This is a genomic window from Geobacillus sp. FSL K6-3411 (assembly GCF_037965715.1).
GTDB lineage: Bacteria > Bacillota > Bacilli > Bacillales > Anoxybacillaceae > Geobacillus > Geobacillus thermodenitrificans.
The window spans coordinates 1,032,657-1,052,377 of sequence record NZ_CP150187.1; the positions used below are offsets into that span (position 1 = coordinate 1,032,657).

A 19,721-nucleotide genomic window follows, 5' to 3' on the forward strand; every position below is an offset into this window, starting at 1 on the left:
AATGCAACCATGGCTCAATATCATATTACCCTAAATGATGAACTTTTGCACGGGTTATTCACCAGAGATGAGGGATTAGCTAAGCTATTGGAACAAGTCCTCAATCAAATCCTCGAGGCACAAGTAGAAGAACAGCTGGGAGCTCGCCGTTATGAACGAACGGAAGAACGAAAAGGCTATCGAAACGGTTCGTATCCACGCCAGCTGACGACCCGGGTGGGACGGTTGACCTTGCGCGTTCCACGGACAAGAGATGGGGAGTTCTCTACGGAACTGTTCCAACGGTATCAACGGAGCGAACAAGCACTGGTACTGGCACTAATGGAAATGGTGGTAAACGGGGTGTCTACCCGAAAAATCACTCAAATCACGGAGGAATTATGCGGCACTTCGTTTTCCAAGTCCACGGTCTCCTCACCGTGCAAGGGACTGGATCCGATTATCCAAGACTGGAATTACCGTTCCCTTCATGAACACGTGTATCCGTTTGTGCTAGTAGATGCTATTTATACGAAAGTCCGGGAGGATGGACGAGTACGCTCCAGAGCCGTGTTGATCGCTACAGGAGTGAATGAGGAAGGATATCGAGAAATTCTTGGCCTGCAAATCGGAAACAGTGAATCGGAGTCCAGCTGGAGCGAGTTCTTCGGATGGCTGAAAGACCGGGGACTCCGGGGAGTGGACTTGATCATCTCGGATCAGCACGGTGGGCTGGTGCAAGCCATTGAAAAGCATTTCCAAGGCGCTACATGGCAACGATGCCAGACACATTTTATTCGCAATATCCTCGATGCCGCACCAAAGTATATGCAGGATGCCTTGCTCGAGGAGATTCGTGGGATTCTTCATGCTCCAAATAAGCAAACGGCCCGGCTGTTATTGGAACAAGTGCTGGCCAAATGGGAAGAAAAAGCCCCAAAAGCCATGCAAATCCTCGAAGAGGGATTCGAAGACGCCACCGCCGTATTGGACTATCCGGACCGTTATCGTCGGCGTCTGCGCACGACCAACGGAGTGGAACGGCTGAACGAAGAAATTCGTCGCAGAGAACGGGTCATCCGCATCTTTCCGAACCGGGAATCGGTGTATCGCCTCGTTGGTGCCGTGTTGATCGAAATCGATGAAAAATGGATGTCAGGGCGCAAATACTTGGATATGGCTGAATATTGGAAGTGGCGGAAAACGAAAAAGCAAGGAGTCCGATCGGTGAATCAGGAGGCTCCGGCGATCAAGAGAGTGGGATAACCTCTACGCCGTGTCAAGGAGAACGTGGAATACCGGAGCGAAGCGAGGATATGCCGCGAAAGCTCCTTGACACGCCTGTTCCTTGACAACATGATCATTTGTCCGGGAAGGCGACCGGCAGGGAGACTTGCCGGTCTTACCTACCATACGTCAAGTCATCAGGTCCATGTTGTCTATCAAAGGGGAATTTACACAATAATTTGGACTTGACCAGCGATAAAACAAGGTTTATTTAGTTTTGACTTGAATGGTGAGGTTCGAGAAGTAAAACCCGATGAAGATATTCCAACTGATATTTTGGAAACGTTATGGCGTGACCATAAGTTGAATGCGATTGATAATCCATATGGAACTTGTCACGCAAGAATCAATGGAAAATGTCCGTTTGCGGCAGAACCACCATGCCTGACATGTAACGGTGGCAGCCCATGTAAAGATTTAGCTATCGGTTTTTCTGAGTTGGATATACAAAAGTATGAATTATTAATCAAAACAACCACAAAAACAATAGAAGCTTTGGAACAACGTGGCAGACATGACATGGTTGAAAAAAATAAAAAGAATTTAGAACGTTACGAGAAAATTTTGAGCACCATTAAAGAAGGAAATATCATCTTTGGGCGATTAGAACGAATCAAACGAAAGCAAGGTGTTTCCAATGGCTAACTATGACCGTAGAGAACAATTGAAAGCCATTCACGCTGCAAGAAAGGCTCTCACCTATCAAAAAGTCGAAAAAGCCATTAAAAGGCTCATACGAGCCAATGAGAGCATTAATTTTAATAGCGTAGCAAAGGAAGCAGGGGTAGCGAAAGCGACACTTTACAACCATCCTGAACTGCGTGAGCGTATTGAAACCTTACGCCAACAACAAGCACAAGCTCCTACTGCGAAACAAATAAAGCGAGAAATGAATGAGAGCAACAAAGACGCTCTTATTGAATCGTTGAAACGAAAAATCAAAAAGTTAGAAGACGAAAACAAGCAATTACGGGAACAGTTAAAAGTAGCTTACGCAGAGGTTTATAAAAAGTTTTAGTTTGATGAGAACGGTGTTCTCATCACTTGGTCAACTATCGAGGCAGTATGCTTAACTAAGATAGTTCGTCAAAAAGGAGGTTTTGATTTTTTTGGAACATATAACAATAGCCAAATTGAATGAATTAGATGAGATAGTAAGAATCGATGCGGAAGTTATTGGAGACGAAAGCAGAAGAACATACATAAAGAAAGCAATTGAACAAGGGTGTTGTTTAGTCGCTAAAGTTAACAGGTCAATTGTTGGTTTTTTGGTTTACAACACTCATTTTTTTGAATGTAGTTTTATCTCATTAGTTGTTGTAAAACCTTCAGAAAGAAGAAAAGGATATGCGAAATCACTAATCAAGTATTTTGAAAATATATCTCCAACGGAAAAGATTTTTTCTTCAACGAATCAATCTAATGAGAGAATGCACAGGGTATTCTTATCACTTGGATATAGTAAGAGTGGTTTTATTGATAATCTGGATGAAGGAGACCCTGAAATAATTTACTTTAAACAACTCAAAAAATAACTCTCTTACTTATCTCCCATGGAAGAACGAATGAACTTCCATCATCTGTGGCGCTACGAAGCGATGCATGGGCGGCTAACGGGTGGAATTAGTTCAATCCAAAATAAAAAAGGTAAGCAAACATATTATACATGACTAATATGTGCTTACCTTTATTTTTTTAGCATTTTTTAATTTTAGGTCTTGATAAATTTTCACCCCTTGTTTTTGTTTACTTAGCGAACACATGGTTGCCGATGACAACAGTCACCGGGCGGGAGCGCAGCCAGTTGCTTTTCGCCGTTTTCGGATTATAGAAATAGAGCGAGCCGTTTCCTAAACCGCGAAAAGCAAGTGCTTCTTCAACGGCGCGATACGCCTCGTGGTCAGCTGGTTTGTTGATCGTTCCGTTTGCCACGGGCGTGAAGGCATAATGGCCGCCAGAGCGCTCATAAATGACTTCGCGAATCGAATTTGGAAAATCAGGATGATCGACGCGGTTGAGCACGACCGTCGCCACAGCCACCTTCCCAGCATATGGTTCTCCCTTCGCTTCGGCATGAACGAGACGGGCAAGCAAATCTTTTTCCGCCGCTGTAATGCTAGTAGTATTCGGGATAACAAGTTTTTCGCCAGGATATAGTAAATCGCCTTTGCGATTTGTTTGTTTCAATTGTTTCAGTGGCACACCATATTGTTTCGCAATGTTCCAAAGCGTATCGCCGCGTTTGACCGTATGGACCTTTGCGGCATCGGCGTGGCCAGCAAAGAAAAACGTTCCACACAATATCGCGAGCACCCATGCCTTTCCTCTTTTCATCCTCATCCCTCCTCTCGTAAACTCGGTACTAGAGTAACAAGGATGGCGCTGTTGTTCATTATCTAAATGATGGAAAAAAGCGTGAAACATTGATACAACTAGTTTCATAGAAAGAGTGGAAAATTCTTCGCCAAAAGAAAGATCCGGCCTTCAGGAACAGAAAGCCGGATGTTGATCAATGAAAACAAACAAGTCAGCTGCGCGGGGTGTCCATGTAATGGTAGAGAACGTGGCCGCCGCGCTGGGCGATACCGCGAAAATGTTTAAAATCAGGCTGTTCGATGAGCACAGCTCGAAACGTAAGGAAGTCCTCTTTCTTTACTAACAGCTCAGCAATGACACCGTTGCGCAACTCGGCGATTTGTTTGGCTGCTAGTGCTTTGTCCATCACATCCCCCCAAGCATTCACTGAATCTTGTTGTCCATATTCATCATAGCGCAAATCATCTTGTGGGATAAATACCTATATTTTTGCCGGGCAAACACCCTTTACTTGTTCCGACATACAATATGGATGGGTACGCGCCCCGATAATCTGAGCAAGAAAGGGAGAGGACAATGAGTCAATGGGATTCGTATAATGATCCGTTTCTGAACGACTCCAGTCATGGCGATGAGGCTGAACGGATCGACAATAATATGCCGCCGATGGCGCCAATGCCAACTGGAGCGATGCCAACAGGGGTGATGCCGATGGCATATTATCCACCGGTCGTGCCGCACGGGTATTGGTGTCCGCCGATGACGCTGCCGGCACCACTTGTCAGCCCGGCCCACCTTGATCACAAGGATGAGTTTGACAGCCCTGATATGATGCCTCCGGCGCCGCCGCTTCACTTAGGAACGATGCCCAATGTAGCTCCGGCTTCCGTCTCACCGATGGGTGAGAACGAAAATGTCCCGCCGCTGTCACTTGGTGGCGCCGCTGCTCCGTACGATATGGTTGCTCCGCATATGGGGGCGGAACCGAATGTCGCCGGTATGACATCTGAAGCCGTTCCGAATGTGATGCCAAGCATGACACCGGGTGTTTTGCCTAGCATGATGCCAGGTCACGCTCCGTGTGTACCAATGTGCCATCCACCAGTCGCACCGATGCCCTACGCCCCGGTCGTGCCACATGGCGGCTATTGTGGCACACCGCAGCCAGGGATGGCTCCGTATGTGCCCGGTTTCCCAATGCCGTACGGCCCATATCGGTAAGCCGCTAAAAAGACCGCTTGACCGCGGTCTTTTTTTATGGAAAATCGCTTTTCCACCTAGATTGTCGGGTGCCACCGCTAGAAAAAAGTCTCCCATTGCTTTGCTTTCGTTACAAACTTTGCATCAACGGTTCGAATCCCCCAACGCTCTTATATGGCATCCATATATTTCCGTTACTGTTGGTGGTATAATAAAGAGGCCATTTTCGTGTGAAACGAAGAAAGAATATTAGAACATGCTAAAGAGGAGAGAAAGGGGAATGGACAAAATGGTCGGAGAACGGAAAACGGTAATTGTCACCGGCGGAGCGAACGGAATCGGCAAGGCGATTGCGGAGATGTTCGCAAAACAGGGAGCGAATGTTGTGATTGCGGACGTTGATGCGAAAAATGGGGAAGCGATCGTTGAGCGGCTGCGAGCCGACGGACGGAATGCTGTATTTGTGGAGGCAGACGTGCGGAATGAGGCTGACATTAAGCGATTGATAGAGGAAGCTGCCCGCCGCTTTGGCCGCATCGATAATTTAATCAACAATGCGGGCGTCTCGCGTTGGAAATCGCCGTACGAGTTGACCGTGGATGAGTGGGATGACGTGCTGGCAACGAATTTGCGCAGCGCCTTTTTGGCTTCCCGTGAAGCGGCAAAATATATGCGACGCAACCCTAAAGGTGGGGCGATCGTCAACATCGCCTCGACAAGAGCACTTATGTCCGAGCCGAATTCGGAGGCGTACGCGGCATCCAAAGGCGGCCTCATCGCTCTCACCCATGCGTTGGCCGTGTCGCTTTCCGACGATCGCATTCGTGTCAACTGCATCAGCCCTGGCTGGATTGAAACGGGCGATTACGCGAAATTGCGGGATGTTGACCATCGACAGCACCCGGCCGGCCGCGTCGGCAAGCCAGACGATATCGCTCGCGCCTGCCTTTATTTATGTGATGAAGAAAACGATTTTATTACCGGAGTAAACCTCGTCATCGATGGAGGGATGACGAGGAAAATGATTTATATTGAGTAGGCGTTGGGTGTTTGCTAAAATAAATAAAATGGAGACGGCTTATTAGCGAAAAGGTGGGGATGGAACGATGAAAATCCGTAAAACGCCGCTAGTTGACGGACAAGCTCCGGCTCATGTATATATTTATGAAAACCGAAAAGAGGAATATATCGTTCTAGCCATTCCGGCGCTCGAGTGGTCATTTTCGTTCTCTTATGAGGAGGAAGCGGAGGCAGTGGCACAGCGGCTTGAGATATCGCTACAAAAACAGCTCGGCCATGAACGCGCGGTCATGTTGGCCGACCGGTTGCTCGGATGGGCGCGAGAGATGTAGACCAGCGGATGGCGCGGCCGCCACTGACTTTGTATGTTAGGGGTTCGATGACAAAGTGTTAAACAAATCAAAAGTCATGGCAATTTACGTTACAGGTAGTGTTTTATGGCTAACTGTCACCGACTCCCTGCTCAATGTGCTGACGGTCAGCCGCGGCGTGTACGTTGCGCTTAGCGCCGCCAAAGGGACGGTCTTTATTTTTCTGTCGGTCGTGTTCTTATATCAGCTGCTAAAAAAACACGAACAGCTTGTGAAAGTGGAAGAAAATGAACAGCAGTTGTTGAAGCTCATTAACTCGATGCCCGACTTTGTTTGTTTTAAAGACAGCGAAGGGCGGTGGCTGCGCGTCAATGATTTCGGTCGGCGGCTTTACCATCTCGAGCATATTGATTATGTCGGAAAAACGGATCGCGAGCTTGGCGAACTCGTACCCTTTTTCAAAGATGCGTTTGAGCAGTGTATCGAATCGGATCGCGAGGCGTGGGAAATCGGGGCGTTGACGCGCCGCGAGGAGTCGCTCGAGACGCCGGATGGGGAACTGAAGACATTTGATGTCATTAAAGTGCCGCTGTTTGAAGAAAACGGTGCGCGAAAAGGATTGTTAACGATCGGGCGCGACATTACCCAACAAAAGCGCACCGAGGAGTTGCTGCTGAAAAAAGAGAAGCTGTCGGTGCTCGGAGAGCTAGCAGCTGGCATTGCTCATGAAATTCGCAATCCGCTTACCTCACTGAAAGGCTTTATGCAAGTGATGCAAGAAACGCGTGAAGTGAATGATGACCACGTGCGCATTATGCTGAGTGAACTTGGCCGCGTCAACCAAATCGTCAGCGAGCTGCTTGTGCTGGCTAAGCCGCAAAGTCCTGATTACCGGCCGTTTTTGTTGGAAGAGGCCATTTCGTATGTTATTAACCTCATCGGTCATGAGGCGACATTAAATAACGTTTCCATTTCCGTTCGTAACAACGCGCCAAAAGCTTGCGTGTATGGCGACCAAAACCAAATTGTTCAAGTGCTTTTAAACGTTATGAAAAACGCTATTGAAGCAATGCCGAATGGAGGAAACTTGCATGTCCATGTTTCTGAAGCTGAAAGTCTGATCCGTTTGGACATTGCTGACACTGGCATCGGTATTTCGAAAGAGCGGTTGCAAAAAATCGGTGAGCCATTTTTTACTTTGAAAGAAAAAGGAATGGGGCTTGGACTGACAACAAGCATGAAAATTGTCCAAGAACATAAAGGGACAATGCAGATTGAAAGTGAAGTTGGAAAAGGAACGGTCGTCCACTTGACGTTTCCGTCCGGGTATGTGTTTGTAGACGCGAATGACTAGCAGAAGATGACATCCTAGAAACAGGCGTTCCCAAATGGTGTGGGAACGCCTGCTTTGCTATTGCTCCACCCACGTCGACAAGGTCTCGATGGGCAACCGGATTGAATGGTGGGCAGGGGCAGCCGCCTTGCCGATCGTGATAAGCAACGTCGGCACATAGCGGTTTGAAATGTGAAACTCCTCTTTGAGCCGTTCGGGGTTAAATCCGCCGATCGGACATGTCGCCCAGCCTTTCGCCGTTGCCGCCAGCATGAGCTGCATTGCGGCGAAGGCGGTGTTTTGAAACGCAGCGTCACGGGCGTATTGCTCGTTGGCATACGCTGTCTCAATTTGCTTAGCGAGCTGCTGCTTTACCTCTTCGGTCATCGTCCCTTCGCGAACGAGTGGGTCATAAACGGCATCTGTATTCTGGTTCGCCTCCAAATCACCAAGCACAACGATCACAGCAGAGGCATCAACGATTTGTTGTTGGCCATAAGCGATCGGTTGCAACCGTCGTTGTGCCTCTTTGCCGTGGATGACGAGAAAGTGCCATGGCTGCAAATTCCAAGCAGACGGTGCTTTCGCGGCAGCCGTGAGAATGGCACGCAGCTCATCTTTGCTGATCGTCGCGTTGGCGTCATATTGACGGACGGATTTTCGTTCCTCAATGACAGCAAACAAGTCTTTCATGATTGGCGTCATACCAACTGTCATGATCATTCCCCCTTTTTGTGAGGTATGCAAGGGTGTCCCGCTGTTTTTCGGCCATCTCGCTGTCGTTACGAGCGGTTTTTCTTTGCTTGCTTCGCCGTATCGATGCTGTCTTTTGCCATTTCTGCTTCCGCCTTCGAGACAGTCGGATTGGCTACTTCTTGGCTTACTTTATTTTGTCTTCCTTTTTTGGACATGCATGTTCCTCCTTTCGTTCAAGTGATTTCCGCCGACTGTACACCCGTAAGATGTTGTTTAATTCACAGCTATGTTTGGTCGGGATTTGATGGCGGGCCCGATCGATGAACACGACGTCAGCATGCGGTACATAACGGCGGAACATGGCGATATAGGGATGGATGTAATAGTCGCGTGCGCCATAAATAAGCAACAAGGGGGCTTGAAGGGAAGACAGCTGCTTCGTGCAACAGTAGACAAGTCCGGCACGGTATGCGGTGTCTAAATCCCGTTTGTTAGCCCGCCGAACGTACTGCTTGAGCAGCTTCCGTTCGTGTCGGCTTGTTGCATGTCCGATGGCGAGTACCGAGGAGATTAAAGATAAGGCACCTAGTTTGGCGGCTGAAATGCCAAGCAAAAACTCGCCGTACAAAAGTGGAGTGCACACTTCAGGAAACCCACCGATTAAAATGACCTGTTCGACGTACTGTGGATAGCGAAGCGCGAAATCAAGTGCGATTGATCCGCCATTCGAATAGCCGCAAATGATGGCACGCTCGATGCCAAGGAAGCGGAGCAATACGGAGACGTCGTCTGCAAGCAGCGGGACGGTAATCGGCACGTCTGATGGGCTGCTTCTCCCATTCCCGCGCATATCGCACAAAATAAGGCGAAAATGGCGGGCAAGCGGCTCCTGTTGGCGAAAAATGACGTGTCCCAGCCCCGGAGGGTGGATAAATAAAAGCGGCGGTCCTTCCCCTTTTTCCTCATAATAAAGGCGGACGCGCTCATTAATGGAAACGTATGGCATATCAATCCCCCTCTCTTGGCACTCTATAGTATGGAAAGAAGGGCGTCGTCCCATCCAAAAAAACGCCATCTTTTTTTCGTTGAGCGGCGGGGTGTTTCCGGTTTATAATTAGTCGCGTAATGAATAACGGGCCATTGCCGCGGAAAGGAGGGAGCTTGATGGAACAGTCGTTTCGTGTAGAAAAAGCGCTCAATAACAATGTGTTAATCGCTTCCCATCCAGCGTATGGCGAAGTCGTCTTGCTTGGTAAAGGGATCGGCTTCGGCAAAAAAAAGGGGGACGAAATTGCTGAGAGCACTGTAGAAAAATGCTTTGTTCTCAAAAATGAACGTGAACAAGAGCAATACAAAAAACTGCTCCCTGAACTGAGCGAAGAGTTTATCGCCCTCATGAATGAGGTGATTCAACATATTAAGCAGCGTGTCGGCGTGCCATTAAACGAGCACATTCACGTTGCACTGACCGATCATATCGCGTTTACACTAAAGCGACTTGAACAAGGATTAGACGTCAAAAATCCGTTTTTGGTCGAGACGAAAAGTTTGTATCCGCTTGAGTACGAAATCGCGGCTGAAGTCGCCGAGCTGATTGGGGATAAGCTCGGGGTCGCACTGCCGGAAGGAGAAGTGGGCTTCATCACCCTCCATATTCATAGCGCTATTTCAAAACAAAGCTTGGCAGAAGCTAATCAATATTCCCAGCTCATCGCTAAGCTTGTCGAGATTGTCGAACAGCAGCTTGGCGTCGACATCGATCGTGAGAGTATCCACTATTTGCGTTTCGTTCGTCATTTGCGCTACGCGATCGATCGGCTGAAAAAAGGAGAAAAAGTCGAAGAACCAAAAAATTTGTCGAAAATCTTGAAAGAGGCTTACCCGCTATGCTATAATCTAGCATGGAAGTTAGTTAAAGTCATGCAGCAAACGCTTCAACTGCCGGCTGACGACGCCGAGGCAGTCTATTTGACGCTGCATTTGCAGCGGCTGGCGGAAAAAAAGAGTGGCACAACAATATAACATTGTCTCGCTTTACGTGTTACTGATTCGATCAGGCATGAGTAAAGAGAGCGAAACAGGACGGCAACGACCGGAATTTTGTATTCAGGTTGTTGTAAGCGTTCTTTTTGTCTCTCTTTATTCATGCCTTTTTTATTGCCACTGGTTGTCCGAAAAATGATCGCCCGTCTATTTTTCAGTACATGAATCTGCCGTTTGCTGCAAAACTTAAGAAAAGGAAGTTGAAGGAGGTCGTAAGGATGAAACAAGCGTTTGGCACGCTGCAAAGGGTCGGGAAAGCGCTTATGCTCCCGGTGGCGATCCTGCCGGCAGCAGGGATTTTGTTAGCCATCGGTAACGCTTTGAAAAACCCAGCGCTCACCGACAAAATTCCGGCGTTAAAAGCCGACTGGGTTGTGTTAATCTCAAACGTTATGGAACAGGCGGGCGGCATTGTTTTCTCTAACTTGTCGCTCTTGTTTGCCGTCGGTGTAGCGATCGGTCTCGCCGGCGGGGAAGGGGTCGCCGGATTAGCGGCGATCATCGGCTACTTAATTATGAACGTCACAATGAGCGTTGTTTTAAATGTGAACGCCGATATGGTTGGTAACGACCCATCATTTGCCAACATTCTCGGCATTCCGACGCTGCAAACGGGCGTCTTCGGCGGGATTATCGTCGGGATTTTGGCCGCTTATATGTACAATAAATACTTTAACATCGAACTGCCGCAATATCTCGGCTTTTTCGCCGGCAAACGATTCGTGCCGATTGTGACAGCGGCTTCTGCCGTCGTGCTTGGCATTATCATGACGTTTATCTGGCCGCCGATTCAGCACGGATTAAATGCGTTCTCGCACAATATGATTGATACAAACAAAACGGTTGCCGCGTTTATTTTCGGTGTTATCGAACGTGCGTTGATCCCGTTTGGACTCCACCATATTTTTTATTCGCCGTTTTGGTTTGAGTTTGGCGAATATGTAAATAAGGCTGGTCAAATTATACGCGGCGACCAAAAAATCTTTTTCGAGCAGCTGAAAGACGGAGTGGAGCTGACGGCTGGCACGTTTATGACCGGGAAGTTTCCATTCATGATGTTTGGCCTTCCGGCTGCAGCCCTCGCTATTTATCATGAAGCGCGCCCGGAAAACAAAAAAATCGTCGCTGGTATCATGGGCTCAGCAGCGCTGACATCGTTTTTAACTGGGATTACTGAACCGATCGAGTTTTCGTTTTTGTTCGTCGCTCCGGCGCTGTTTGCCATCCATTGCGTTTTTGCCGGGCTATCGTTTATGATCATGCACTTGTTGAACATCAAAATCGGGATGACGTTCTCTGGTGGGGTCATCGACTTCCTGCTGTTCGGTGTTCTGCCGAATCGGACGGCGTGGTGGCTCGTCATTCCGATTGGATTAGCGTTTGCAGTCATTTATTACTTCGGGTTCCGTTTTGCCATTCGCAAATGGAACTTGGCGACGCCAGGACGTGAAAAAACGGGCGATGAAACGCCAAAAGCTGAAGCGGCCACTGGTGATTTGCCGTATGAAGTGCTTGCGGCTCTTGGCGGAAAGGAAAACATCGAACATTTGGATGCATGTATTACGCGCTTACGCGTATCGGTCCGTGACATCGGCCAAGTCAATAAAGACCGGCTGAAAGAGCTCGGCGCTGCTGGTGTGCTCGAAGTCGGCAACAACGTGCAAGCGATCTTCGGCCCGAAATCGGATATCTTAAAAGGACAAATTCATGATATTATGCAAGGAAAAGTGCCGACAAAAGTGAAAGAAGAGCCGAAGGAAGAGACGCCAGCTACGACTCAGGCGGAAGCGGTCGCTTCGCCGCTCGCTGGGGAAATCGTCCCGCTTGCTGATGTACCTGACCAAGTATTTTCGCAAAAAATGATGGGCGATGGTTTCGCCGTCATGCCAACGGATGGCACAGTCGTCTCCCCTGTCGATGGGAACATCATCAACGTGTTTCCGACGAAGCACGCCATTGGCATCAAGTCGGCTGGAGGACATGAAATTTTAATTCACTTCGGCATCGATACGGTGAAACTGAATGGTGAAGGATTTGAAGCGCTCGTCAAAGAAGGCGATGAAGTGAAAAAAGGACAGCCGATTTTGCGTGTTGATCTCGATTATGTGAAAAATAACGCACCATCCATCGTTACACCGGTGATTTTCACGAACTTGCAAGCTGGTCAGGCGGTGCACATCAAAAAGCAAGGCGCAGTCTCCCAAGGTGAAGACGGCGTCGTTGAAATCGGCTAAACCGCTTGTTAATCGTTGGTGCGGGGGGACAAGCATTTTCCGTTGCCTCCCCGCCCGTGTATTTGATATGATGACAAAGAAAAAAATAGTGAAGAAGGGGATTGATGAACGATGGAAAAAACGTTTAAAGTCACTTCAGACTCTGGCATCCATGCCCGCCCGGCGACCATTTTAGTGCAAACAGCCAGCAAATTTAACAGCGAAATTCAACTGGAGTACAACGGAAAAACGGTCAACTTGAAATCGATCATGGGCGTTATGTCGTTAGGCATTCCGAAAGGGGCAACGATTAAAATTACGGCAGAAGGGGCCGATGCAGCAGAGGCGATGGCAGCGTTAACGGATACGTTGGCGAAAGAAGGCCTTGCTCAGTAATGGAAAAAACCATCCATGGAATTGCTGCATCGAGCGGTATCGCCATTGCCAAGGCATACCGCTTAGAAACCCCTCATTTGGCGGCTGAAAAACGGCCGATCACTGACGCTGAGGCGGAAGTGGCGCGGCTCGAGGCGGCGGTCGCCAAGGCGAAAGAAGAGCTTGAGATGATTAAACAGCACGCCTTAGAGAAACTCGGTGAAGACAAAGCCGCCATTTTTGCTGCCCATTTGCTTGTGCTTGATGATCCGGAACTGTTAAACCCGATTAAAGAAAAAATTAAAACGGAACAAGTGAATGCCGAGTATGCGCTTGACGAGACCGCATCGTTTTTCATTTCCATGTTTGAAGGCATGGACAATGAATATATGAAAGAGAGAGCTGCTGACATCCGCGATGTAACGAAGCGAGTTCTCGCCCATTTGCTCGGCGTTGCCATCTCCAACCCAAGCCTGATTTCCGAAGAGGTCGTCATCATTGCTGAAGATTTGACACCATCCGATACGGCGCAGCTGAATCGACAGTATGTCAAAGGATTTGCGACCGACATCGGTGGACGGACATCGCACTCGGCCATTATGGCCCGCTCGCTCGAAATTCCGGCTGTCGTCGGCACGAAGACGGTAACAGCGGAAGTGAAAAACGGCGACATTGTCGTCATCGACGGGCTTGATGGACAAGTCGTTGTCAATCCGTCGCCGGAGCTGCTCGCTCATTATGAAGAAAAGCAAGCCCGCTATGAAGCGCAAAAAGCGGAATGGGCAAAACTCGTTCATGAGCCGACAGTGACGGCTGACGGTGTACATGTCGAGCTGGCAGCCAACATTGGCACACCGGACGATGTAAAAGGGGTGCTTGCTAACGGGGCGGAAGGCATCGGTTTGTACCGGACGGAGTTTTTATATATGGGCCGCCCGGAACTGCCGACAGAGGAAGAGCAGTTCGTCGCCTACAAAACGGTGCTTGAGCAAATGAAGGGCAAGCCGGTCGTCGTCCGCACGCTTGACATCGGCGGTGATAAAGAGCTACCATATTTAAACTTGCCGAAAGAAATGAACCCGTTTTTAGGGTTCCGTGCGATCCGTCTTTGCTTGGAAATGCAGGAGATGTTCCGCACTCAGCTGCGTGCCCTGCTGCGGGCGAGCGTGCATGGCAATTTGAAAATTATGTTTCCGATGATTGCCACGCTCGACGAATTCCGTCAGGCGAAAGCGATTTTGCTCGAAGAAAAAGAGGCGCTCCTGCGTCAAGGCACGCCAGTCGCCGATGACATTGAAGTCGGCATGATGGTCGAGATTCCGGCTGCTGCCGTTATGGCGGATCAGTTTGCAAAAGAAGTGGATTTCTTCAGCATTGGCACGAACGACTTAATCCAATATACGATGGCCGCCGACCGAATGAATGAGCGTGTCTCGTATTTGTATCAACCGTACAATCCGGCCATTTTGCGGCTTATCAGCCATGTGATTGATGCTGCCCACCGCGAAGGAAAATGGGTCGGTATGTGCGGGGAAATGGCTGGCGACCCGATTGCAATTCCGATTTTGCTTGCCCTCGGACTTGACGAGTTCAGCATGAGCGCCACCTCGATTTTACCGGCGCGCGCTCAGCTGAAACAGCTGTCAAAAGAAGAGGCAACTCGCATCAAAGAGAAGGTTCTGTCGCTCGGAACAGCCGAGGACGTTGTGGCCTTTGTCAAACAAACATTTTCTCTTGCTTAAATGAAGGCGTGGCAACGTTTGTGTTGCCGCGCTTTTTCGTGTTGCTTTATGCCAACAACGGGGCAGATGTTTCGTAGCCATAGCGTTGCCTGATGGTGAGGGAAAGGCCGATGGCGATGACTTTCGCCATTTGATAAACAATGTGTAAATTCGTATACGGAAGTGCGCTCACATCAGCCGTGTCCTCTATCATGACCCCCATGATGCTGATGTCGCCGATACGCGGCAGCGATTTACCAAGCGCCGTTCCGGGAGCGAGCGCGCCGGGGAGAATGGCGATCGTATGTACAAACGGACGTGGGCCAACAATGCTGTCAATGGCCAATATGTAGGAATCATCTTTGTTTTGCAACTGTTGGTGCACCTGACGGATGTTCGTCGCATCGACTGGCTGCTGCAGTGTACCGATCACTGTCAAATGATCCGGATAAGCATTTTCAAGCAGCGTGCCAACAAACGGACCTAAACTGTCCCCGTTAATGCGGTTGCTGCCGATGCAAACAACGGTCAGATGGCGGACATGCGCCGGTAGCAGAGAAAAGAGCTCATTGCGAATAAGTAAAGGAGCGAGCGGATCGTTGTAGAAAATCGGTTTCATCGATGACGATTCCTTTCTATCTATGTTCTCCTTTTCTTATTCGCGGCCGCTGCCAGTGACTCCTTTCTTTTCGTAATTGTAAATTTTTTACAATTTTACTTAAATGGGTGTTCTATTTCATGAACATCGCATGATTGAGGGGGTTTTTCATCTTCTAAATCATTGCAAACCATTGCAAGCGGTGTACGTCCGCAGCAAAGCAAAAACGTAATGGATTGAATCTTTTAGCTTACTGACGATTCCTTTGTTCCTCCATTCTTCTAGGAGCAGTTCGTTTATATGGTTGATGTAATCAGGCATCCATCTGCCTCCAAGGCGAATGACAACTTCATCCATCGATTGCATGAGCCACTTAACGCGGGCCCAGCTTCCAGTACGGTAGGGAAATCCAATGTCAATGACAGAAAACGTATTGCCGTTAGGATGATGGTCGTGAATATCACCTCCGTCGGTCATTTCTTACCATAAATCATTAGCATGGCTAGGATCGAAGTCGAGGATGGGTCCGGTCATCGCTCCGATAAAACGGTTCTTGTATATACCGCTCCTCCTTGCTTTCGTTATGCCCCATCATAATCTGAACGCTAGAAAAAACGCCAAGAAAAGAAAACAGCCGCTGTTAGCGGCTGTGCAGACTGTTGACAAAATGGGTTTCAGACGAATGTCTGAAACCCATTTTGTTCCATAAATAGACTATGTTTTCAAAAAAAGTGGGTAGGATGGGAAGCCATGCAAAGGAAAAGAAAGGGCGGTGCTTCGCCTTCCATAGGTAATTCGCCAGTTTTTTTAAATTCATGGCAGCACAAACAAGCATCGCCTGCGCCTCATTTTTTTCCAATCCCCGGTAATGCGTCCAGCGCAGACCATGCTTCTCTTTCATATCGGCGAAATCCCGTTCAATCGTCTCTTTTCGGAGGGCATAGAGTTCCCGGTATTCCGGAACATACCGCAAATGCTCTGCTTCTTCATAGTAGTCCTGCCATACGTGGCGAGTGACTACTTTGGTGTAGCTCTTGCTTTGCGTGCACTGATGAAGATACGGACAGCTTCGGCACACCGCCGGGTCCGATTTGTATTCCCGGTACCCTTCCCGATTCGTAGTAGAGTAAGATAGAACTTGATCATTGGGGCATAGATAACAATCAAAATATTCGTCATACACAAAATCTGATTTCCGAAAGAATCCATCTTTTGTTTTCGGGCGAGTGTACGGCCAAATCGGCTTTACCCCTTGTTCGAGTAAATACTTGGCAATGGCAGGAGTTTTATATCCTGCGTCTACACACACGGCTTCCGGACATGATTGGATTTCCCGTTTCACTCGTTCGAACAGCACAAAAAACGCTTGACTGTCATGGACGTTGGCTGCCGTCACGTAGGTCTGTAGAATCCATCCGTTGCGATCACAAGCTGTATGATACGAATAGGCAAACACTCGCTCCCGTTCATTTTTCACCAACAGTCCGCTCTCCGGATCCGTTTTGCTTACTTTTACTTCCCGTTTTTTTTTTTCTCAGATGGCAACGGCGATTTTCCATGAGCGATCCGATCCCGTTCGATTTCTTTTTCGAGTTCCTGTTGGTAGGCTTTGGCTTCGACTTCTGCCATTTCCGTTGTAAACTTCTTTTTATTGGCGCTTGCTTTGACATGAGTGGAGTCTACGTACAAGACACTCGAATCTACCAATCCGTGTTCAAAGGCTTCTTTTAAAATCCGTGAAAAAATTTGATGGAATACATCCGTTCCAGCGAAACGACGCGCATAGTTTTTACTTGGCGTCGAGTGATGAGGAACGGGATCATGAAGACTAAGTCCTAAAAACCAACGGTAGGCGACGTTGGTTCGGATTTGTTCGACGGTTTCACGCATGGAGCGAATCCCAAATACATACTGAATCAAATACATTTTAAACAACATCACTGGATCAATGCTCGGACGTCCATGATCAGGAGAGTAGAGATCTTTCACCACATCATAGATAAAAGAAAAATCAATGGCCGCATCCAGCTTTCTTACCAAGTGATCCTCTGGAACCAGATCATCCAGTTTCACCGTGGTTTCGGTATAGCGCCCATCTTCTTGGTGTGGCCGAAGCATCGTTCCTTTCCTCCATTTCTCCCTCGTCTTACCTTCATAATAAAACAGCTTGTCGACTTTGTCGACAAGCTGAACAGCCGCTGTTAGCGGCTGTGGGCATGTTGTTCAACGTATTTGCTGACCAACGCTTCGATTTGTTGTTCATCCGGCTTTTCGCCGTGAAATGGAAACACAATTTCCTCAATAAATTCACCGTCACGGTAAACATGAAGCGCTCCTTTTTGCAACAGGACACTATATTCAATTTCGAATACATAGCCTTCATGTTCGATTGCCCCCATCGCTGTTCACCTGCCTATTTTTATTGTTCCGCCTGCCGCCTCTTGCTATGTATGAATTAAGAAGCTAATCCTATGGACGGAGGACTATCGTCCTTTTATAATGGAATGTAGTTCAATAAAATGTAGTTCGATGAAACCAGGGGACAGAGGGGAGAAGTAGGGAGTGTTTCGAACATTACGCAGCAAGTTAATTGTTTTGATGGCGCTATTATTGATTCTTTCGTTGGCGGCCACGCAGTTCGTCGGCATGATGCAAATGAGGAAACTCGTTGACGCTGATGTCAAGCAACGAGCACAGTCGGCACTCGACGGGTTGCTCGGCGATATTCGTACGAGCTTTCAAAGCGAGGAGAACAGCTTAGTACAGTTTAGTGAATCGCCGTCAGCTATGCAAATGATTCAAGATGAAAAAGCATGGTTGCAGCTTGAAAAGCAGTTCCGTACGTTTTTGCGCATTCATAAAAATGTGCAGTACATCTATATCGGCACGGAGCAGAAGAAAATGTACATTACGCCGACGGCGGAGTTTCCGGACGGATACGATCCGACAAGCCGCCCGTGGTATAAAGAAGCGATGGAACGCCCGGACCAAGTCGTGTGGACAGAGCCGTACGTCGATGCCATTACAGGTAAACATGTCGTGACATTGGCTAAGGCAGTGAGTGAAAATGGCCGCGTTTCTGCTGTCATCGGTATTGATATGTCGCTCGATACGGTGACGAGAATGGTCAACGCGAGCGATGTCGGTTATCACGGCTACCCGGTGTTGTTTGATTCAAAAGGAATGGCGATCGTCCATCCAGAGCATAAAGGGAAAAATATGGCGAAAAACGCGACTGTTCGCTATATGCTTGAACGTGAAAAAGGAATGTGGCAATACGAGGAAGATGGCGAACAACGGGTCATATATTTCACAACGATTCCAGAGCTTGGATGGAAAGTCGGCGCTGTTTATAAGAAAGCGGACTTATCAGCGATGAGCCGTTCAGTTGGGATGAACATGCTCGTCATTACAGTGATCGCGCTGATTGTAGCATTTGTCGCTGTTTACTTTTTAGCGCGTTCGATTACGAAACCGATTGTCGTCTTGCAAGAGCAGGTCGAAAAGGCGGCGTCTGGTGATTTGACGGTGCAGGCGCGTGTGACAGCAAAAGATGAGATTGGTCGCCTCGCTCGCCATTTCAACGACATGATCGAGCATATGCGCGTGCTGATCGGTGAAGTGAACCGATCGGTAAATGAATTAGCGGCTTCAGCTGACCATTTAAGCGCCGTCTCCGAAGAAACGATGGCAACGAGCGAACAAGTGGCGAAAGCGATCGGTGAGATTGCGAAAGGGACGACCGATCAAGCTGGAAGCCTTGATACGATCAATGAGCAGACGTCAGCGTTGTCACAGCAAATTGAATCGGTCACAAGTGCGACAGTTGGCATGGAATCATTGTCGGATGACACGAAAACGGCCAGTTATGATGGGTTGGAGCATTTAAATATCTTGCAGCTGAAATCGGAGGAAGCGAAACAAGAGCTGTCCGCAGTAGAAAACGTCATTAACGATCTAGTGAAAAAAATGGATGAAATTGATGGGGTTATCCAAACAATTACCGCCATTTCCGGACAGACGAACTTGCTTGCGTTAAACGCCAGCATTGAGGCGGCGCGCGCCGGCGAGCATGGCAAAGGATTTGCCGTTGTCGCTGACGAGGTGCGCAAACTGGCGGAACAATCAGCAAAAGCGACAGAAATGATCCATGCGACCATTGCGGCCATTCAGCAGCAAGCGGCATTGGCGATCGAGGCCGTCGGCCGTTCCAAACAGGCGTACAACAAACAGCGGGAAGCGGTGCATACGACCGGTGATTTGTTCGTAAAAATCACTAGCATGATGGAACAATTGACAGACGCGCTCGCTGCTGTGATGGAAGAAGCAAAGCGGATGAACAGAAGCAAAGATGACGTGGTCGGCGCGATGCAAAACATTGCCGCCATCGCCCAACAGTCAGCGGCAGCGGCAGAAGAAGTGGCTGCTTCGGCCGATGACCAGTTGCAGGCGCTGGCGACGGTGACCGAATCGGCAGGATCGTTAAACGAGATGAGCCAGCAATTGAAGCAGCTCGTGGAAAAATTCAAGCTCTCGTAAGAAAGCGCAGCTTTTGTTCGGCTGCGCTTTTCCATTGGTGCCGACGGGCTGTAGCTGGTAGTTGGACCGCCTCTCAAGCAGCAGGAGGCG

20 protein-coding genes and 2 pseudogenes are annotated in these 19,721 nt (G+C 48.5%); 13 read left to right on the forward strand and 9 right to left on the reverse strand.

All coding sequences use genetic code 11. The annotated features are described in order from the left end of the window. Positions 1-9 precede the first annotated feature (9 nt). The 4 genes and pseudogenes from NSQ22_RS05255 to NSQ22_RS05270 all read left to right on the forward strand — a co-directional run bounded on the left by NSQ22_RS05255 (position 10) and on the right by NSQ22_RS05270 (position 2,801). Complete coding sequence (locus NSQ22_RS05255; protein ID WP_339264284.1) at positions 10-1,245, forward strand: IS256 family transposase; 1,236 nt, start codon at positions 10-12, stop codon at positions 1,243-1,245. Between the two features lie 216 nt (positions 1,246-1,461). After that, positions 1,462-1,911 (forward strand): annotated as a pseudogene (locus tag NSQ22_RS05260) (transposase); the annotation flags it as partial. Next, complete coding sequence (locus NSQ22_RS05265) at positions 1,904-2,284, forward strand: DUF6262 family protein (RefSeq protein ID WP_008881762.1); 381 nt, start codon at positions 1,904-1,906, stop codon at positions 2,282-2,284. The pseudogene NSQ22_RS05260 and the gene NSQ22_RS05265, both read left to right, overlap by 8 nt. 91 nt (positions 2,285-2,375) lie before the next feature. After that, complete coding sequence (locus tag NSQ22_RS05270; RefSeq protein WP_087959914.1) at positions 2,376-2,801, forward strand: GNAT family N-acetyltransferase; 426 nt, start codon at positions 2,376-2,378, stop codon at positions 2,799-2,801. A 211-nt stretch (positions 2,802-3,012) separates the two neighbouring features. On the opposite strand, the gene NSQ22_RS05275 is transcribed toward NSQ22_RS05270, so the two are convergent. Both NSQ22_RS05275 and NSQ22_RS05280 read right to left on the reverse strand, forming a co-directional pair. After that, complete coding sequence (locus NSQ22_RS05275; RefSeq protein WP_008878807.1) at positions 3,013-3,600, reverse strand: cell wall hydrolase; 588 nt, start codon at positions 3,598-3,600, stop codon at positions 3,013-3,015. 193 nt (positions 3,601-3,793) lie between these two features. Next, on the reverse strand, positions 3,794-3,988 hold the full coding sequence (locus tag NSQ22_RS05280) for a hypothetical protein (protein WP_008878806.1): 195 nt from the start codon (positions 3,986-3,988) through the stop codon (positions 3,794-3,796). Between the two features lie 170 nt (positions 3,989-4,158). On the opposite strand from NSQ22_RS05280, the gene NSQ22_RS05285 reads away from it, so the two are divergent. The 4 genes from NSQ22_RS05285 to NSQ22_RS05300 all read left to right on the forward strand — a co-directional run bounded on the left by NSQ22_RS05285 (position 4,159) and on the right by NSQ22_RS05300 (position 7,467). Further along, positions 4,159-4,803 (forward strand): hypothetical protein, encoded by a 645-nt coding sequence (locus NSQ22_RS05285; RefSeq protein WP_060475710.1) that lies wholly within the window; start codon positions 4,159-4,161, stop codon positions 4,801-4,803. 268 nt (positions 4,804-5,071) lie between these two features. After that, complete coding sequence (locus tag NSQ22_RS05290; RefSeq protein ID WP_035499108.1) at positions 5,072-5,821, forward strand: glucose 1-dehydrogenase; 750 nt, start codon at positions 5,072-5,074, stop codon at positions 5,819-5,821. Positions 5,822-5,888: 67 nt separating this feature from the next. Then, positions 5,889-6,134 (forward strand): YueH family protein, encoded by a 246-nt coding sequence (locus NSQ22_RS05295; protein ID WP_008878803.1) that lies wholly within the window; start codon positions 5,889-5,891, stop codon positions 6,132-6,134. A gap of 55 nt (positions 6,135-6,189) precedes the next feature. Continuing rightward, the gene (locus NSQ22_RS05300; RefSeq protein ID WP_081157282.1) at positions 6,190-7,467 is read left to right on the forward strand and encodes an ATP-binding protein; all 1,278 of its coding nucleotides are present in this window, start codon (positions 6,190-6,192) and stop codon (positions 7,465-7,467) included. A 57-nt stretch (positions 7,468-7,524) separates the two neighbouring features. On the opposite strand, the gene NSQ22_RS05305 is transcribed toward NSQ22_RS05300, so the two are convergent. The 3 genes from NSQ22_RS05305 to NSQ22_RS05315 all read right to left on the reverse strand — a co-directional run bounded on the left by NSQ22_RS05305 (position 7,525) and on the right by NSQ22_RS05315 (position 9,148). Next, a complete protein-coding gene (locus NSQ22_RS05305; RefSeq protein WP_008878801.1) occupies positions 7,525-8,163 on the reverse strand; it encodes a nitroreductase family protein in 639 nt (212 codons plus the stop codon). 65 nt (positions 8,164-8,228) lie between these two features. Beyond that, a complete protein-coding gene (locus NSQ22_RS05310; protein WP_008878800.1) occupies positions 8,229-8,357 on the reverse strand; it encodes a hypothetical protein in 129 nt (42 codons plus the stop codon). Next, positions 8,327-9,148, reverse strand: a complete 822-nt coding sequence (locus NSQ22_RS05315) for an alpha/beta hydrolase (RefSeq protein ID WP_008878799.1) — start codon at positions 9,146-9,148, stop codon at positions 8,327-8,329. The genes NSQ22_RS05310 and NSQ22_RS05315 overlap by 31 nt, the downstream gene beginning before the upstream one ends. 158 nt (positions 9,149-9,306) lie before the next feature. Between NSQ22_RS05315 and NSQ22_RS05320 the strand changes: the two genes are divergently transcribed. From NSQ22_RS05320 to ptsP, 4 genes are all read left to right on the forward strand, one after another. Then, a complete protein-coding gene (locus tag NSQ22_RS05320) occupies positions 9,307-10,164 on the forward strand; it encodes a transcription antiterminator (protein WP_008878798.1) in 858 nt (285 codons plus the stop codon). Positions 10,165-10,403: 239 nt separating this feature from the next. Continuing rightward, positions 10,404-12,419 carry a glucose-specific PTS transporter subunit IIBC gene (gene ptsG, locus NSQ22_RS05325; RefSeq protein WP_081157281.1) on the forward strand — a complete coding sequence of 672 codons (2,016 nt, stop codon included), beginning with the start codon at positions 10,404-10,406 and terminating at the stop codon, positions 12,417-12,419. Positions 12,420-12,530: 111 nt separating this feature from the next. Further along, positions 12,531-12,794, forward strand: a complete 264-nt coding sequence (locus tag NSQ22_RS05330) for a phosphocarrier protein HPr (protein WP_008878796.1) — start codon at positions 12,531-12,533, stop codon at positions 12,792-12,794. After that, entirely contained in the window at positions 12,794-14,515 is a 1,722-nt protein-coding gene (gene ptsP, locus NSQ22_RS05335; RefSeq protein WP_008878795.1) for a phosphoenolpyruvate--protein phosphotransferase, read from the forward strand. Before NSQ22_RS05330 ends, ptsP begins: the two co-directional genes overlap by 1 nt. Before the next feature lie 46 nt (positions 14,516-14,561). Here ptsP and yyaC read toward each other — a convergent pair whose 3' ends face one another. The 4 genes and pseudogenes from yyaC to NSQ22_RS05355 all read right to left on the reverse strand — a co-directional run bounded on the left by yyaC (position 14,562) and on the right by NSQ22_RS05355 (position 17,491). Next, complete coding sequence (gene yyaC / locus NSQ22_RS05340) at positions 14,562-15,113, reverse strand: spore protease YyaC (RefSeq protein WP_008878794.1); 552 nt, start codon at positions 15,111-15,113, stop codon at positions 14,562-14,564. Positions 15,114-15,272: 159 nt separating this feature from the next. Then, entirely contained in the window at positions 15,273-15,569 is a 297-nt protein-coding gene (locus NSQ22_RS05345; RefSeq protein ID WP_008878793.1) for a hypothetical protein, read from the reverse strand. 163 nt (positions 15,570-15,732) lie between these two features. Then, positions 15,733-17,210: pseudogene (locus NSQ22_RS05350) on the reverse strand (IS1182 family transposase). A gap of 83 nt (positions 17,211-17,293) precedes the next feature. Beyond that, positions 17,294-17,491, reverse strand: coding sequence for a YbxH family protein (locus NSQ22_RS05355; protein ID WP_008878792.1), 198 nt, complete (start codon positions 17,489-17,491; stop codon positions 17,294-17,296). Between the two features lie 163 nt (positions 17,492-17,654). On the opposite strand from NSQ22_RS05355, the gene NSQ22_RS05360 reads away from it, so the two are divergent. Beyond that, positions 17,655-19,631: a methyl-accepting chemotaxis protein gene (locus tag NSQ22_RS05360; protein WP_008878791.1), complete on the forward strand. Its 1,977-nt coding sequence runs from the start codon at positions 17,655-17,657 to the stop codon at positions 19,629-19,631. Positions 19,632-19,721: the final 90 nt, after the last annotated feature.

Coding starts and splice junctions, on each gene's coding strand:
- NSQ22_RS05295 (WP_008878803.1), top strand. CDS start 5,889: ATGAAAATCCGTAAAACGCCGCTAGTTGACGGACAAGCTCCGGCTCAT.
- ptsP (WP_008878795.1), top strand. CDS start 12,794: ATGGAAAAAACCATCCATGGAATTGCTGCATCGAGCGGTATCGCCATT.
- NSQ22_RS05345 (WP_008878793.1), bottom strand. CDS start 15,569: ATGACCGACGGAGGTGATATTCACGACCATCATCCTAACGGCAATACG.
- NSQ22_RS05330 (WP_008878796.1), top strand. CDS start 12,531: ATGGAAAAAACGTTTAAAGTCACTTCAGACTCTGGCATCCATGCCCGC.
- NSQ22_RS05315 (WP_008878799.1), bottom strand. CDS start 9,148: ATGCCATACGTTTCCATTAATGAGCGCGTCCGCCTTTATTATGAGGAA.
- yyaC (WP_008878794.1), bottom strand. CDS start 15,113: ATGAAACCGATTTTCTACAACGATCCGCTCGCTCCTTTACTTATTCGC.
- NSQ22_RS05255 (WP_339264284.1), top strand. CDS start 10: ATGGCTCAATATCATATTACCCTAAATGATGAACTTTTGCACGGGTTA.
- NSQ22_RS05320 (WP_008878798.1), top strand. CDS start 9,307: ATGGAACAGTCGTTTCGTGTAGAAAAAGCGCTCAATAACAATGTGTTA.
- NSQ22_RS05285 (WP_060475710.1), top strand. CDS start 4,159: ATGAGTCAATGGGATTCGTATAATGATCCGTTTCTGAACGACTCCAGT.
- NSQ22_RS05280 (WP_008878806.1), bottom strand. CDS start 3,988: ATGGACAAAGCACTAGCAGCCAAACAAATCGCCGAGTTGCGCAACGGT.
- ptsG (WP_081157281.1), top strand. CDS start 10,404: ATGAAACAAGCGTTTGGCACGCTGCAAAGGGTCGGGAAAGCGCTTATG.
- NSQ22_RS05355 (WP_008878792.1), bottom strand. CDS start 17,491: ATGGGGGCAATCGAACATGAAGGCTATGTATTCGAAATTGAATATAGT.
- NSQ22_RS05310 (WP_008878800.1), bottom strand. CDS start 8,357: ATGTCCAAAAAAGGAAGACAAAATAAAGTAAGCCAAGAAGTAGCCAAT.
- NSQ22_RS05265 (WP_008881762.1), top strand. CDS start 1,904: ATGGCTAACTATGACCGTAGAGAACAATTGAAAGCCATTCACGCTGCA.
- NSQ22_RS05290 (WP_035499108.1), top strand. CDS start 5,072: ATGGTCGGAGAACGGAAAACGGTAATTGTCACCGGCGGAGCGAACGGA.
- NSQ22_RS05275 (WP_008878807.1), bottom strand. CDS start 3,600: ATGAAAAGAGGAAAGGCATGGGTGCTCGCGATATTGTGTGGAACGTTT.
- NSQ22_RS05305 (WP_008878801.1), bottom strand. CDS start 8,163: ATGACAGTTGGTATGACGCCAATCATGAAAGACTTGTTTGCTGTCATT.